This is a genomic window from Rothia nasimurium (genome assembly GCF_049068285.1).
GTDB classification, from domain to species: Bacteria; Actinomycetota; Actinomycetes; order Actinomycetales; family Micrococcaceae; genus Rothia; species Rothia nasimurium_I.
The window spans coordinates 64,648-80,431 of record NZ_JBLKPV010000001.1 but is presented as its reverse complement, the minus strand read 5'-3'; the positions used below and the strand labels follow the sequence as shown (position 1 = coordinate 80,431).

Here is a 15,784-nt window from a genome sequence, read left to right as displayed (position 1 = left end):
AAACCTTGGTCGGTGGTGCTCACACTTGAGCGCCAGAATTTCACGCAGTGGACTAAGCGGCCGTAATATCGGCGCGGTCCAGGCTGTAGGCACGGGCGATAGTGGACTGGCCCAGGACGCGGGTGCCCTGGTAAATCACCATGGTCTGCCCCGGAGCAACACCGCGCAGTTTCTCGTGCAGGCGCACCACGGTTTCCAGGCGTAGGGCACCGGGCTCGGCGGCCTCATCGTCAGCTACCCATTCCAGGTGGGCGGTTGAGGGCACAGGGTCGGCGTGAGCGCGTACCTGGGCGGTGACCTCAAAGGCGGCCGAGCGGGCGCCTTCTACCGCTTCTTCAGCCAGGAAGGCAGCAGCTTCTTCTACGGGCAGGCCGGCCCAGGTTTCCCTAATACCGCGGATCTCATCGATTTCTAGGAGGTCCTTGCCGCCCACAATGACCTCGTTGGTCTTGGGGCGGATTTCCAGTACGAAGCGGGGCTTACCGTCGGGGGCCGGGTGCCCAATGGCCAGGCCCTTACGCTGGCCCACGGTAAAGGCCTGGGAGCCGCGGTGCTTACCGAGAACCCGTCCTTCGGTGTCCTTGATATCGCCCTCGGTCATCTGAATGTGCTCTTCGAGCCACTCGCGAGTATCGCCCTCAGGAATGAAGCAAATGTCGTAGGAGTCGGGCTTCTTCGCTACCGAAAAGCCGCGTTCGGCAGCCTCGGCGCGGACCTCGTCCTTAGAGGGGGTATCAGCCAGGGGGAACCAGGCGTGCTTGAGCTGCTCGTGGGTGAGCACACCCAGAACGTAGGACTGGTCCTTGGCCCAGGTGGCAGCGCGGTGCAGCTCCCGGTTGCCGTTCTCGTCCGTGATGACCTTGGCGTAATGGCCGGTGACCACCGCGTCAAAGCCCAGGGCAACCGCCTTCTCCAGTAGGGCTGCAAACTTGATTTTCTCGTTACAGCGCATACAGGGGTTGGGGGTGCGGCCGTGCTCGTATTCAGAGATGAAGTCATCGACCACGTCCTCCTTGAACCGTTCTGAGAAGTCCCAAACGTAGAAGGGGATCCCCAGCTGGTCGCAGACCTTCCGGGCGTCCATGGAGTCCTCAATAGTGCAGCAGCCGCGGGAGCCGGTGCGCAGGGTGCCGGGCATACGGGAAAGTGCCAGGTGCACACCGACCACCTCGTGACCGGCTTCAACGGCGCGGGCGGCAGCAACAGCCGAGTCCACGCCGCCGCTCATAGCAGCAAGAATTTTCATAGTCTGTCCTCAATATCGATAAAAGTTTGGTTGTGGGCTCGGCAGGACGCGGCCCCGACCGCGACCCTCTCGCTCCTCGCCCTGGGGCTCGTCGCGATTCACGCCAGCCCCGAGCCAGCGGTCGGTCAGCCGCGTCCTGCCCTCGCCCAGCCGGGTTCAGTCCCAGCGGTCGGTCGGTCGCGTTTTGCCCTCGCCCAGCCGGATTCAGTTCCAGCGGGCGGCGTCCGGGGCGTGGCCAGCCATACCGGCCTTTTTAGCTTGGGCCCAGGCACCGGGCAGGGCGTCAAGCAGGGCCTTAACGTCGTCCTCGGTGCTGGTGTGCCCCAGGGTGAAGCGCTGGGCGCCGCGGGCCTCGTCCTCGCTCAGCCCCATAGCCAGCAGGACGTGGGAGGGGCGGGGCACCCCGGCATTGCAGGCAGAACCGGTGGATGACTCAACCCCTGCCATATCAAGCAGGAAGAGCAGGGAGTCCCCCTCGCACCCGGGGAAGGTGAAGTGGGCGTTGCCGGGTAGGCGGGTGAAAGTGCCGGACGCTCGGTCCTGGGCGCTTTCGGGGGTAGCCCCTCGCAATTGTGCCTCGGGGATAGCGGCCAGGACGCCCTCCACCAGCCGGTCCCGCAGATCAGCTTGGCGGGTAGCCTCAGTCAGAAGATTCTTCCCGGCTTCAGCAGCTGCCGCCCCAAAACCAGCAATGGAGGCGGCATCAATGGTTCCTGACCGTACCGAACGTTCCTGGCCGCCGCCGTGAAGTACCGGCATCAGCTGGGCGCTACGGGTAGCAATCAGGGCCCCGATCCCCATGGGCCCACCAATTTTGTGGGCGGAAATTGCCATGGTGGTAGCACCGGATTCTTTGAAGTTCACCGGCAGGGTGCCAAATGCCTGCACCGCGTCGGTGTGGAAGGGGATATCAAGGTCGGTAGCAAGGGCTGCGATGTCTGCAACAGGCTGGACGGTGCCCACCTCGTTGTTAGCCCACATCACGGAAATGAGGGCGACCGTCTCTGGATTCTCGCCCACCGCCTGCCGGATAGCTTCAGCGCTCACCAGACCACTCGCGTCCGGAGCTACCCACACAGCTTCAGCTCCCTCATGGGCTTCGAGCCATTCCACCGCGTCGCCCACCGCGTGGTGCTCGATACCCGAAACAATAATGCGGGTCGCTCTAGGGTTGGCCTGGCGGCGCTTCCAGTACAGTCCCTTAATAGCCAGGTTATCGGCCTCGGTTCCGCCGGAGGTAAAGATAATTTCAGCAGCATCGCAGCCAGCAACCCTGGCAATCTGGTCCCGGGCGTATTCGACGGTGGCCCGGGCGCGGCGGCCAGCCGAATGGAGGGATGAGGGGTTACCACCGATTTTCATCTGCTCGGTGACAGCGTCAATAGCTGCAGGCAACATGGGGGTGGTTGCAGCGTGGTCCACATAGACCCTGGGCATAGGTTCCCTCTCGTTTCCAGCTGGTGTGTCAGCCTTCCATCTTACATCCCGTTGTTCCCGGGCGACTATGGACTACTTCACCCTTGGCCAGACCCAGTCTGCCTCCACACCCAGTGGGCCGTAAACTGGTGGGGTGTTCAAGATTCTTTTTTATACTCCTGAGATCCCCGGCAACACCGGTAACGCCATTCGACTTGCCGCCATTACCGGCGCTGAGCTCCACCTGGTCAAACCCCTCGGTTTCAATTTTGAAGATGCCAACCTGCGCCGGGCAGGCCTGGACTACCACGATCTGGCGGTGATGACCGTCCACGAGACCCTGGAGGACGCCTGGGCGGCCCTCTCCCCTGCCCGCGTCTTCGCTTTTACCACCACCGCAACAACAAACTTTGCCGATATTGAGTACCGGGCAGGGGATGTGCTCATGTTTGGGCCTGAATCTGTGGGCCTGCCTGACGAGGTACAGAACGACGAGCATGTCACCGAACGGGTCAAGATTCCCATGGTCCCCGGACGGCGCTCCCTCAACCTCGCAAACAGTGCTTCTATTGCTGTGTATGAGGCCTGGCGGCAGCACGGCTTTGAGGGTGGAAAAATCTAGATTTGCTTCTGGAATTAAGCAGAATCGCCGCTAGCTTTCCTCAGGTGAGCTAGCGGCGATTTTAACTTGTGGGCAAATTATTCAGCAGATCCCAGGGTCACCTTGACGTCCTGGGTGCTGGTGCCCCGCTGGATAGTCAGGGTGACTTCCTCACCGGCAGCTGCCTGACGGACGGTGGCAGTCAGCTCGGTTGCATCAGTAATAGCCCGGCCATTGACCGCAACCACAACGTCATTAGCCTGCAGGCCGGCAGCCTCTGCGGCCCCACCGGCGGTCAGCTCCCGAATCAAGGCTCCGTCGCCAAAGGCCTGGGAAGAGTCATTATTTGCCGGAGAGGTAGTGACGGTAGCACCGAGCATACCGTGGGTAGCTGAGCCGGTAGCAATAATCTCCTGGGCCACCCGCTTGGCGTAATTGATTGGGATAGCAAAGCCAACGCCAATGTTGCCGCTGGTAGAGGTGCTTGAAGAATCGGTAGAAGCAATTGCCACGTTAATACCGATCACTTCACCGGCTGAGTTGATGAGGGCACCACCAGAGTTACCGGGATTGACCGCAGCATCGGTCTGGATCACGTTAATGGCAATCGTTGAACTGGCAGTGGTGCCTTGGCTCTGCTGACCGGGAATCTCAAACTGGAAGGGCGAGCTTCCGAAGGGGTCGGTGGTGCTGCTTCCCGAATCGGTGGATTCATCAGCTGCTGATGAGGCCACCTCAATGGTTCGCACCAGGTTTGAGACGACGCCGGTGGTTACGGTATTAGACAGACCCAGGGGGGCTCCAATGGCGACGGTGAGATCCCCGACGTTGAGGGCGTCAGAGTCCCCCAGGGAGGCGGGGGTCAGGGTCAGGCCGCTGGTATTTTCAAGTTTGATGACGGCCAGGTCGCTGGTGGGATCGGTGCCCACCACGGTTGCCGGACGGACGGTGCCGTCAGCCAGTTGCACCTCAATGGAGGCATTCGCGGTGGCTCCATCAAGGGTGACCACATGGGTGTTGGTCAGGATATGGCCCTCACCATCGATGATTACCCCGGAACCTGACCCCGATGAGGTGCTTGAGGTAGCTGAAATCGTGACGGTAGAAGGGGTTGCCTTGGCGGCAACAGCGGTGACTTCATTGACAGAATCCGTATTGTTCACGATGGTCGTCCCCGAGGTCACCGAGGCTAAGGAGCTGATACCGCCAGGCGCTGCCGCTGACATGACAGCGCCGCCTACCCCACCACCGACCAGGGCTGCCAGCAGGGCCAGGGCTAGGACGGTTCCGGTTGAATGCTTCTTTTTGCCAGCCTCAGCATAGTAGGCACCGGCACCATACACTTGAGGATCTGCGCTGTAGCCATAGGCTGAAGCCGGTTCCTGATAGACCGGATGCGCAGCCGGCCCGAAATAAGCTGGCCCCTGCTGGTAAGAACCCTCAGTCGAAACCGGCTGAAAGAAAGCCTCCCCCTGGTAACCTGGCTGGGCCTGGTACTCGCTACCGGAAGAAGTATGGAAAGATACCTGATCATGAACGGTCTGATCAGCCACAGACTGGGCACCTGGCTGCTGGGGGTAGGACCCCAGCCAAGTCTGCTGATCCTGGCTGGTTTCTGAAGCGATCCCCTGGGCAGGGGAATCATTCACGGCCTCCTGGCCTGCGATTTCGGGCTGGACGGGCTCCCGATGGGCAGAAAGCTCAACAGTATGGTCCTCAGCCTGCTGCGGGGTCTTGTTCCAGGGGTCCTGACTCATCGTCTAACGTCACTTCTTTCATATCAGGGAAGCTGGCCCCTTGGCCGCTTCTTTTATCTCTGACCCCAACTATGCTCCACCGGTCTGTGTCTACAGTGAGCCTAAGCTGGAAATTCGCTGAAGGCTTGGTGAAACTTCTCCCGGCTTAAGAGATAGATACAATAGGGACAAGGAAATCCCCGACCCCAATGAGGTTCTCCATGCCCCGCAAGCCGGTTCTCACAGCTGCCCTCCTCGCCGCCCTTAGCCTCGGCCTAGCCTCCCCCGCCCTGGCTGAAGAGCCCTTCGACCTGAGCCCGGGCGTCCGCGTCGCTGACACCACCGGGGCCCTCGGGGCCACCGACCAACTCCAAGATTCAATCGCTGAGCTCACAGCAAGCAAACAAGTCAATCTTTTTGTCGTCACCGTCGACGAATTCGAACAGCCCTCCTCATCTGCCGACTGGGCCAGCGACTTTGCCCAGATGAACAACATGGGCAGTAACGACGTGCTCCTCGTCATTGCCACAGAGGCCCGCCAGGCCTACTTTATCGCCGGATCAACCGGGGTTCTCTCAGCTTCCCAGCAGGAAGAGATCTACCAGAACTACATCTTCCCTGAGCTATCTAACTCTGATTATCCAGCCGCAGCTGAAGCTGCCATCACCGGCATCTCAGAAGCCCTCTCAAGCTCAAGCTCCGGCACCGGGGCAGCCGTTGCCGCCCGGGCTGGTGAAGCCCTCGTCGGTGGCGGGGTCCTGCTGGGCGTAGCAGCCCTGGCCGGAGGTGGCGCCTATGCCGTCAGCCGCGCCAGGCGCAATTCCGCACGACCCACGTCCCAGCCGGGACGGCCCCGTCCTACCGCCAACGGCCCCCACCCCACCATTGACCAGCTCCGGACCCAAGCTGGCCACCTCCTGGTCCAAACTGACGACGCCATCGCCCACTCCCTCCAGGAAGTCGAGTTTGCCCGCCTCCAGTACGGCGACGCTGAAGTGGCCCCCTTCGTCCGGGCAATTGAGCAGGCCAAGGCCCACATGCAGCGGTCCTTCCAGCTCCAAAAGCAACTCGACGACGAAATTCCCGACACCGAAGCCGACCAGCGGGCCTGGCTGACCGAAATCATTGGCCGCACCCAGGACGCCCAAAAAGCCCTCTCAGAGCAGGTCGCCAACTTCACCAACCTCCGCAAACTCGAAGACAAGGCACCGGCTGCCCTCGCAACCCTGCGTCAGCAACTGGCCTCAGCCAACCAGCTCTTCGCCCCGGCCCAGGCCGCCCTCGACCGCCTCGGGGCAGCCTACGCCCCCACCGCCTTCGGAGCGGTAGCAGAAAACGTCGCAGAAGCCCGCAACCGCCTAGCCTTTGCCCAGGAATCAGCTGCTGAAGCAGAAGGGCACATGGCCGGCAACCGGAGCGCCGCCATTATGGAACTCCGGGCCGCTGAAGAGGCCTTAGGCCAGGCCAAGGGTCTGCTGGAAGCGGTGCACAAGGCAGAAACCGACCTGGGAGCCATGTCAGCCAGCCTCGATAACGCCCTTTTGATCGCCGACCGCGACGTCGCCTCAGCCCGAGAACTGGCAAAGGCAGGCTCCCCCGCCTCCGCCCAGCTCTCCGCTTCCGCTGCCGGGGTCGCTGCCGTCCTCGGCAGTATCCGGGCAGAGCGGGCAGCCGGCCTCATTGACCCCTACGTTCTCAATGCCCGGCTCCATGAAGTCCGGTCAGATTTGGACGCAGCCCTGGGCACGGTTAGGCAGAGCCACGAACAGGTCCGTAGCGCCCAGGAATCCCTCAAACATGCCCTGATCTCAGCCCAGGCCCAGGTTTCAACCGCAAACGACTACGTGTGGGGCCGACGCGGAGGGGTCAAGTCAGAAGCCCGCACCCGCCTGCGCGAAGCCGAACGCAACCTCTCAGAAGCCCAGAGTCTGCAGGTCACCGATCCCGTCACTGCCCTGGCCCGCGCCAACGAGGCAATCCGTCTGGCAGGAGATGCCCAGAGGATCGCCCGCTCCGATGTTGATTCCTTCAACCGCCGGCACTCTTACCGCCCCGGCCCTACCTCCGGCGGTAACTTCAACTCCGCTATGCTCGGAGGCATCCTGCTCGGAACCCTTCTCGGTGGCAACAATAACTCCAGCTCCTCCGGAGGCAGCTGGGGAGGAGGTACCTTCGGCGGCGGCTTCGGTGGAGGCGGCTTCGGTGGAGGCTTCGGTAGCGGCGGCGGCGCAGGAGGAAACTTCTAGCCGGTGGCCTTTCGCTCACAACGTAGCCCGCTCCGGTGTTTCGTTGCCCGACTTTCATATTTACTTGCCACAATAAACCACAAGAGATCCCAGCAATCCCGCTGCTGATCTCACCCACCGCACCGAAAGGTAAACCCATGGTAAAGCAGACCATCTTTAGCCGTATTGCCCAGCTCACCAAGGCCAACATCAACGCCCTGCTCGATGCAGCAGAAGACCCCCAGAAGATGCTGGATCAGATGGTTCGTGACTACACCAACAACATCGCAGAAGCTGAGCAGGCTGTAGCCCAGACCATCGGCAACCTGCGTATGCTTGAAGCTGACCACGCAGAAGACACCCGCGAAGCAAACGAGTGGGGCGCCAAGGCCCTCGCAGCTTCTAACAAGGCTGACGAATTCCGCGCAGCTGGCGACACTGCCAACGCCGATAAGTTCGATAACCTGGCCAAGATCGCCCTGGGCCGCCAGATGCAGGCTGAGAACGAAGCAGCTGCTATCGCCCCCCAGATTGAGGTTCAGACCAAGGTCGTTGAGCAGCTCAAGAACGGCCTGACCCAGATGAAGGAAAAGCTGGGCGAGGTCAAGCGTAAGCGCGGTGAGCTGGTAGCCCGCCAGAAGACCGCAGCAGCCCAGTCCCAGGTCAATGACGCCCTCAAATCCTTCAACGTCATGGACCCCACCAGCGAAATTGCCCGCTTTGAAGACAAGGTCCGACGGGAAGAGGCCCGCGTTATCGGTCAGCAGGAACTCGCCGCTTCCTCCCTGGACGCCCAGTTCAACGACCTTGAAGAGCTGGGTCGCCAGTCAGAGCTCGACGCCCGCCTGGCAGCCCTTAAGGCCGGCAAATAAACTAACGCCCCCTATCCCTGCCATGAGGCTGGGACAGGTAGGCTAACGTCCTAACCCAAAAACCCCGCTTGCGCTAAGAGCGCGAGCGGGGTTTTTGTATCGGTTTGGTTTTGAGGCTAGGGGGTAGCCGGTAGATCAAGGTGGCCGGTGATCCGGTGGAAGAGCATATCAAGGGCTACCAGGTTGACGCCCTCGGGAATGATAACGTCAGCGTGTTTCTTTGAAGGCTCGACGTGGAGCTCGTGCATGGGCTTGACGGTGGTGAGGTACTGGGCTTCAACGGATTCAATGGTGCGGCCACGTTCGATGACGTCCCGGCGCAGGCGGCGGAGGATACGGACGTCGGCGTCGGTATCGACGAAGATTTTGATGTCGCAGAGGTCTCGGATTTCGGGTTCGACGAAGATGAGGATGCCTTCAAGGATGATGATGGGCTGGGGTTCTACGATGAGGGTATCATCTGACCTATTGTGGGCGGAGAAATCGTAGACCGGGGTTTCAATGGTTTGGCCGCCGATGAGGGCCTTGAGCTGGGTGACCAGCAGGTCGTTATCGAAGGCTTCGGGGGCGTCGTAGTTGAGGAGTTCACGTTCCTCGTAGGTGAGGTGGTCATTCCGCTTGTAGTAGTTATCGTGGTAGATAACCCCGACCTTGCCGTCGAATCGTTCAATCAGGGTATTGGTGAGGGTGGTTTTGCCGGAGCCGGTGCCACCGGCGATACCGATAATGAGGGGTTTCACGAAGCCATGCCTATCAATTGAGGATCAAGTAATTAAGCCACCCTAAGCTTACCGTTATGGGCTGGTAGCTGAGGTAAAACCTGGCGTGAGACTCGGCTCCCTCTCGGGCTTTCCCCCTCACTTTGGACCATCTCAAAGTCATTTTGGGGCCTATTTTGGCAGGTTTTTGAGCTGGTTATGGTCCAAATCTAGATTGCCCCGCCAGAACTCTCAGTCACCGCAGCTGTGTTGAGGCCTGATTTTATGCCGAGAGTGCCTTCCCCCTTGACGTCCGAATCAAAAGGGCAAGAAAAAAGTCGCCCCGATTTGATTTATTCCAATCGGGACGACTTATCACATGGTTGCGGGGATGGAGCAGATTTTTCCGAGCGAGCGAGCGAGGAAGTAAAAAATCTGCGGAATGACCTGCCCCGCCCCTGGATTGTTTAAACGAAGAAACCCACTCTTTCGAGTGGGTTTCTTCATATAAGTTGCGGGGGCAGGATTTGAACCTGCGGCCTCCGGATTACAAGACCCAATTTATCGACCACTAGTAAAAACTCTTCTCGCCCTTCAAAAAATTCTACAGCACACCGCTCCCCATCGGCACATAGGGCAGGCATGAGACACCCCCGCCCCAAAATCATCGTCTCCCCCTGGTATATCTTCCATATCCCCCTTGTTTCCCTCGTTGGATTCTTTGGCTACGGCTTAGCCGACTACCTTACTCCAGAGCGGCACCACATCCCTTTCATCTACATCTTCCTCTTCGTTCTTACCTCGCATCTACTAATGCTTGCTCACGAACTAGGGCATGCACTGACAGGCCGCCACCTTGGTTTACGGTGGGAAAAACTCTACATAGGACTCACCAAATGCTCAGTGTGGCTCGAAGATACCCCAATGGCCTACCGCAGCAACAAAAACCAAATCAGGATCTCGTTCGCTGGCCCCTTTATCGGGCTCACCACGGCAGCACTATTTGTCGCCGTTCCCCTTCTCCTTGGGCAGCATTGGACTAACCCCATCACCCTTTCAGCCGCTATATCTATAGCCAACAACCTCCTAGCCCTCGCGCCATTCCAGCACAACAGCGACGGGCGAAAACTGCTCAAAGCCACCTGGCGCACCCTTAGAGGCAAAGGCCAAGACCACTTCTTCTACCAAGACATGCAGCCTGTCCAGATAGGGAAAACTAGCTGCACAGTAGAAGCGGAATCTGTAGCCTAAACAGTATTCACCGACCGCCCGGCTACCGGCGCCCCTACAGGAAAAATTAAACCTGTAGACAAAGGGGTAAACCCATGACCACATGGACAAACGCCATCACCAGTTTTAACAACTGGCTCCTAGCAGCCGGGCGACAGCCCTCAACTATCAACACCCGCACCCGTTGGCTCCAACTCCTAGCCCGCAGCTACCCTACCCATACACCGCTAACCATCAGCCACACAGAGCTCTCAGAATGGTTGGCAAACCCCCGATGGAAACCAGCGTCAAAGAAAAACGCCCTGGGCTCTATCCGCCGCTTCTTCCACTACCTAGAAATAACCGGCACCCGGCCAGATAATCCCACCAAGCTCTTTCTATCGGTCAAAGTCCCCCGAGGCAAAGCCCGCCCGATTCCCGATGAAGTGCTCACCGGCGGGCTCACCAAAGCCCAAACATCCGAAGAAACCTTCATGATCTTATTGGCTGCATATGCTGGACTCCGCCGGTTCGAAATCGCCAAGCTACACACCAACGACTATGTAAACGGCTGGCTCACCATCCGCGGCAAAGGCCAAGTCTTGCGACATATCCCAGCCCACCCAGTGCTCAGACCCTACCTTGAACTCAAGAGCAGCGGCTATTACTTCCCAGGACGGTTCACAGGCCACCGGCACCCGGATAACATCGGTAAGAATATCTCGCGTCTACTAGGTGGGCCCTACACCACCCACCAGTTACGCCATTGGTTCGCAACCACCACCTACGCCCGATGCAAGGATATCCGTGCTGTCCAAGAGCTTCTAGGACACGCAGACGTAGCAACCACCCAAAGCTACATCGGAGTAGAAGATGAACAGCTCACCGCCGCAATCGCCTCACTCATTGATTTACAAGCCCTACTAGCAGCGTGAATAAAAACCAAGACCCACGTCACAGAAAGGATAGGCTCATGGCAATAGCCACCGAGTTCACTCTCAAACTCTCCTGCGGCCACACTGAAACCCGCGACCTTTCAGACCAGCCAGCGCACAACCGCAAATCCTATGCCCGCTGGCTAGAGAACAAAGGCCGATGCCGAAAATGCTTCATGAAAGACAACCAAGCCGAGTATGACCGGAAACGGGAAGAAAACGCCCGCACAAATATGACCCGCTTCGAGCTTGAAGAACTAGAGGGCACCGAAAAGCAGCAGAAATATGGGATTCTTGTGCGCGATCAACTGCTCACCGCTGCACTAGAAACCTATATCCGCGGTGAGGACGCCACGATGGACGACGACGAGTTTGAAACTCGCATCCTCGAACCTGCGCGCGCCTTCACACACGCCGGTTGGTGGATGGATAACAAGGACTCCGACGCTGAGGAACTGTTAGAACTCTTCGACTCCTATCGAGCAGACCCCACCAACCATGATGTAAACGAAAATCCCTTCTAAACGTCCTTTTGCTCACTACCGGGCGGCGACCTCCCAAGTCGCCGCCCTTTTCATGCCTTTCATCTGATTTACACACAGGAGGGTGCAGCGGCAATACACACTGACCAGAAAGACCATTCAACGACCGCAACCGAGACGAGATGAGATCGTGACACCCACCCCTCAACTACAGCTCTCCCCATCATCGTTTACCGTCAAAATCGACGGGGTAACGATTGAGTCACAGACTTGGGATAAGGCCCTATCGCTGCTCTCACAGCAGGCTGCTATTCGCCGCCAGCCAGTCACCTTTGGGGTCTACGATGCTGATGCAGACCCCCAGGCCATCTTTACGATTGACAGCCAAGGACAAGTGACCCGCCAGGAGCCAGGCAGCCCAGAACGCGCCGCCCTGCTTCTGTCTGACTGGGCTATTAGCCGTATCGATGGGCCGCCCCTCATCACCTTTACCAGCGCAGCGGCAGCAACAAACCACATCCAGCTTGTAGCCGATATTGCCCAAGCGCCTATCCCGGTACTGCTCACCGGCTACTACCTGCACAATGAAGAAAAGAACTTCATCCCGGACGGGGCAGGCTCAGGGTCTAAAGCTGCTCTCTCGCAAGAAGAGCTCGAATCAAACTTGCTCTCAGCAGACCTCTCACAGCCTGCAACCGGCGAAGTCCCCCACGTTGAAGAGCCAAACCCCGCAGCCGAAACAGCTGACACCGGCTCAACTGTCCCGGCTGGGACAGAAGAGCTCACCGCTCAGCCGCTATCAGCTACTCCCGAATCTGAGACCGCCTATCTTTTTGAGGAGCCAGAGCAAACCAAGCCCAGCAAGCCCCCTTTCTGGCAGCGCCTCAGTGCAGCAGCTGGCCACGTCGAAACTCCGGTATTTTTAGAGCCCACCCGCAACAAAATTATCGCCGGGGCAGGTATAGCCGCCCTGGTGCTCACTATTGGCGGCATTAGCACCGCCATCATTGCAAACAGCGACAACGCGGAAACCGCCGGTATCTCTCAAACTGTCCTGAGTGTCCCAGCAGGCTACAGTGAACAACCCCTATGGTCTCTAGCCCTGCCCGAAGATACCTACGTCAAGGCAACTAACATTGCTACCGCTCTTATCACCGATCAGACCCTGAGCCTCTACGACAGCACAACGGGCGATAAAATCCGCGACATCCCCCTAGATGCACCTATCAGCACCTTGGGAGAGGCCACCATAGGCGAAGCCAAAGCCCTTATCTGGCGTACCGGCAACACTCTGCACGCCTGGACTGCCGACGCCGGAGCCGAGGGAGAACTCATCACCGCAGAACTGCCGGCTAACTCAACGCTCTCAGGCACCGGCCAGGCCGTCCTAGTTCTAACCCCAGATAGCGCCGCGGTACTAACCCCCGAAGGTCTTACCCCTTATGAGGTTCCAGCTGATTACACCGCAATGGCCGCTACCAATAACGGCATCATTGCCGGAAACTTCACCTCCACGGTACTCACCATCGACCCTCAAGGGCAGGCCATCGGGCAAATCAATCTGACAGCCCCGCATGAAGGTCAATCCCTGCACTCATGGAAACATGCCGATGCAACTATCAGCGTGACAATCTGGGCTCAAAATCCCGAGGCAGTCTGTGAAACCAGCGATACCAGCGGGTGCAAGGAAGAAGTGACCGTGGCAGTGCATACCCTGGCAGATGGACAGGTTGCAGCGTCCTACGACATGACACTTGAAGATGTTGCCGCCTTGGGATGGGTGGACGGCGAAGGTGACAAATACGGCGCTCTTGGCTCCTATGTGTTCGATGAGGCCACCGGCCAGCAAGTGACCGTCCTGCCTGATGGGCTGACGGTAGAAAAAATCAAAGGCCGATTCAGCATGACCACCGCCAAGGACGGGGCCGGGCTCATCTTCCATTCAAATAACGATGGCTATCAGCTCTCTAGCGTGCTGTTAGCTGAGACGGATAACGCCGCTATCGTCCAGCAAGGCGACCGCGTAGTTGCCTATCCCCTAGCAGTTCAATAAACCTCACCTACCATTCAACGACCACACAGGAAGAAACATCATGAAGAAAGCCGACCAAACCCCAGGAACTACAGGACGCCGCAGCGTCTGGCTGCTGGCTCCCTCAGTGATCGCGTTAGGAACCGCCTGCACGTTGGGAACCGCCTACGCGCAAGAGCCGGTGACACAAGTATCACGGGTGGTTTCATCCATCAGTCCGTCCGTCTCTCTCATTGCCTCAGAGACCCCGGTGCCTGCGGAACCGACTCCTAGCCCTTCTAAGACCGCCGGGCCGGTATTCAAAGCCGAGAAGTTCACCGTCTATCTGACCCAGGAAACAACCCTTACTCTGGCAGGCTATAACCCCGGTGAGTCCGTAAGGTTCATTATTGAGAACGGTGAGGGTGAGCCGGTTAATCTTGTTGCTCCGGGAGAGGATGAGCTACGGGAACTTACTGCTGAGGCTGATGAGGCCGGTGAAGTCCAGTTCACTTTTACGTTGGCAGAACTTGAGCCAGGTATCTATACCGCCAAGGCTGTTACGGGTGATGCTGAGGTGAGCGCGGAGATTGACCTAAAGGAACTGCCGGAAGATGTAGAGCCGACGCCTGAACCTACCGACCCCGTGGAGCCCACACCCGAGCCGACGCCTGAACCGACCGACCCGGTTAAACCCACTCCTGAGCCGACCCCGGAACCCACTCCCGAGCCCACTGACCCGGTAGAGCCGACCCCGGAACCCACTCCCGAGCCCACTGACCCGGTAGAGCCGACCCCGGAACCCACTCCTGAACCTACCGACCCCGTGGAGCCCACTCCCGAGCCGACCCCGGAACCCACTCCCGAGCCCACTGACCCGGTAGAGCCTGAGCCGGTTCCTGTGCCGCAGCCTGAACCTGCCCCAGCACCTGAGCCAGAGCCCGCACCGACGAATCCACCGACTACGCAAGAACCTACCCCGGCACCTGTGCAACCGCGCCGAGTAGAAATTACTGCCCCCGCGCCGCAGCCGGAAGAATCCCAAGCTTCAAACCAGGCGCAGGCTCTGCAAGAACCTACTGACCTAGCTGCAACCTTGCCTCAGAACATCACTGAGTCCCGCGAATCGGCTCTAGCCCTTGATGGTTTTAGCGCCCCGCAGCGCCCGGCAGCAGGCCAGCCCCAGCAAACTCAGGTCGTTACCCCGCGCGAGTTTACCCAGAACCTTGAAGCCGCATCCGTTCCTGAAAAACCAGAAGCAACTACCGCGCCCAGCGATAGCCGCGAGTTCCAGGAACCGACGGCCTCAGCGAGTGCCGAAGCAGATAACCAGCAGCAGACCGCCAGCGAGTCCGAAAGCTCGTTAGGTAAGCTCATTGGTTGGCTAGTTGCTCTGGCAGCCGCCCTTGTAGGCATCATTGCCTTTATTCTGTGGCGGCGCTCCAAAGAGCAGTAACTACCCTCGATGATCTAAAGCCGTGGATTAGAGTTCTCTCTAGTCCGCGGCTTTATCGTTGGTTGGGTTATGGGGGCCTACGCGGCCCCCAAACCCCCGCGCAAGCTGTCCCCAGCTTGACCGAGCCTGCCGCGTGTTTCGCTACGCGACTCCCAGCGCTGGGGCGCTGTGAGCCCTCCGGGAACACTTGCCTAGGAAAAGTGTGGGCAAGTAATGCTATGAAGAGGAAGATGGTAGTTTTCGAAGCATTGAAAGTTGTTCTGTGGTGGACTTGAAAGGGGCTTGTGATAAGGGGGAAAACTGTTTGATGCTTGATTTCTTCTTTGTAGCCTGTGGGTGTTTGGTGTGGCAAATTTTTCCATTTATTCCGAGGGGAAACCTACCGCATTTAGTTGATGTTTGATATACTATAAGTGTAGTTCAAGGGGAGGTAGAAAACCCCACGAACCACACCCCAACAAGCACCAACAAAGGAGAATCAAAGTGTCAAACATCGACTTCTGGGCAAACGTAGACACCTTCCTTGCACAGGCCAAAAAGACCAGCACCGCCCAAGAATTGATTGACCTTATGCATGCACGCTTCCCCAATGAAGAATATGTCCAGGGTGACGCCTTTTTTCCTGGCAGTGGCGGAGACGGCAAGCTCTCCCACTCTCTGCGTGAGGCTGGGTGGCTCGTGAAATACATTGAGGGTAGCTACTGGTGGGGAGCCAAAGCACCCAATGGGGATATAGTCGAATATATCGAGGGTGATGTTTACATCCAATAGACCCCATAATGGCCTGGTCAAACCTTTTTGACTAGGCCATTTTTTTACCCAAACCACTACCCCTTTTAGTTGATGTTTGATATACTATAAGTGTAGTTCAAGGGGAGGTAGAAAACCCCACGAACC

At 58.6% G+C, this 15,784-nt stretch carries 13 protein-coding genes; 9 read left to right on the top strand and 4 right to left on the bottom strand.

Annotation, left to right across the window (positions count from 1 at the left end):
• Positions 1-52: 52 nt before the first annotated feature.
• Both mnmA and ACMXX3_RS00340 read right to left on the bottom strand, forming a co-directional pair.
• The gene (mnmA, locus tag ACMXX3_RS00345; RefSeq protein WP_421082838.1) at positions 53-1,246 is read right to left on the bottom strand and encodes a tRNA 2-thiouridine(34) synthase MnmA; all 1,194 of its coding nucleotides are present in this window, start codon (positions 1,244-1,246) and stop codon (positions 53-55) included.
• Positions 1,247-1,450: 204 nt separating this feature from the next.
• A complete protein-coding gene (locus tag ACMXX3_RS00340) occupies positions 1,451-2,683 on the bottom strand; it encodes a cysteine desulfurase family protein (protein ID WP_421082837.1) in 1,233 nt (410 codons plus the stop codon).
• A 133-nt stretch (positions 2,684-2,816) separates the two neighbouring features.
• Between ACMXX3_RS00340 and ACMXX3_RS00335 the strand changes: the two genes are divergently transcribed.
• Positions 2,817-3,284 (top strand): tRNA (cytidine(34)-2'-O)-methyltransferase, encoded by a 468-nt coding sequence (locus ACMXX3_RS00335; protein ID WP_421082836.1) that lies wholly within the window; start codon positions 2,817-2,819, stop codon positions 3,282-3,284.
• 77 nt (positions 3,285-3,361) lie between these two features.
• Here the strand turns inward: ACMXX3_RS00335 and ACMXX3_RS00330 are convergent, their stop codons facing one another.
• A complete protein-coding gene (locus ACMXX3_RS00330) occupies positions 3,362-5,020 on the bottom strand; it encodes a trypsin-like peptidase domain-containing protein (protein WP_421082835.1) in 1,659 nt (552 codons plus the stop codon).
• A gap of 200 nt (positions 5,021-5,220) precedes the next feature.
• Here ACMXX3_RS00330 and ACMXX3_RS00325 point away from each other — a divergent pair, with 200 nt between their 5' ends.
• On the top strand, positions 5,221-7,245 hold the full coding sequence (locus ACMXX3_RS00325; RefSeq protein ID WP_421082834.1) for a TPM domain-containing protein: 2,025 nt from the start codon (positions 5,221-5,223) through the stop codon (positions 7,243-7,245).
• A gap of 137 nt (positions 7,246-7,382) precedes the next feature.
• The gene (locus tag ACMXX3_RS00320) at positions 7,383-8,096 is read left to right on the top strand and encodes a PspA/IM30 family protein (protein ID WP_421082833.1); all 714 of its coding nucleotides are present in this window, start codon (positions 7,383-7,385) and stop codon (positions 8,094-8,096) included.
• A gap of 116 nt (positions 8,097-8,212) precedes the next feature.
• On the opposite strand, the gene udk is transcribed toward ACMXX3_RS00320, so the two are convergent.
• Positions 8,213-8,836 (bottom strand): uridine kinase, encoded by a 624-nt coding sequence (gene udk / locus ACMXX3_RS00315; RefSeq protein ID WP_421082832.1) that lies wholly within the window; start codon positions 8,834-8,836, stop codon positions 8,213-8,215.
• Positions 8,837-9,436: 600 nt separating this feature from the next.
• Here udk and ACMXX3_RS00310 point away from each other — a divergent pair.
• From ACMXX3_RS00310 to ACMXX3_RS00285, 6 genes are all read left to right on the top strand, one after another.
• On the top strand, positions 9,437-10,045 hold the full coding sequence (locus tag ACMXX3_RS00310; protein ID WP_421082831.1) for a M50 family metallopeptidase: 609 nt from the start codon (positions 9,437-9,439) through the stop codon (positions 10,043-10,045).
• Positions 10,046-10,119: 74 nt separating this feature from the next.
• Positions 10,120-10,938: a tyrosine-type recombinase/integrase gene (locus tag ACMXX3_RS00305; RefSeq protein ID WP_421082830.1), complete on the top strand. Its 819-nt coding sequence runs from the start codon at positions 10,120-10,122 to the stop codon at positions 10,936-10,938.
• A 38-nt stretch (positions 10,939-10,976) separates the two neighbouring features.
• Positions 10,977-11,462: a hypothetical protein gene (locus ACMXX3_RS00300; RefSeq protein WP_421082829.1), complete on the top strand. Its 486-nt coding sequence runs from the start codon at positions 10,977-10,979 to the stop codon at positions 11,460-11,462.
• Positions 11,463-11,610: 148 nt separating this feature from the next.
• Positions 11,611-13,473, top strand: a complete 1,863-nt coding sequence (locus ACMXX3_RS00295) for a hypothetical protein (RefSeq protein ID WP_421082828.1) — start codon at positions 11,611-11,613, stop codon at positions 13,471-13,473.
• Positions 13,474-13,513: 40 nt separating this feature from the next.
• Entirely contained in the window at positions 13,514-14,887 is a 1,374-nt protein-coding gene (locus tag ACMXX3_RS00290) for a hypothetical protein (RefSeq protein ID WP_421082827.1), read from the top strand.
• Between the two features lie 483 nt (positions 14,888-15,370).
• Complete coding sequence (locus tag ACMXX3_RS00285) at positions 15,371-15,658, top strand: hypothetical protein (RefSeq protein ID WP_421082826.1); 288 nt, start codon at positions 15,371-15,373, stop codon at positions 15,656-15,658.
• Positions 15,659-15,784: the final 126 nt, after the last annotated feature.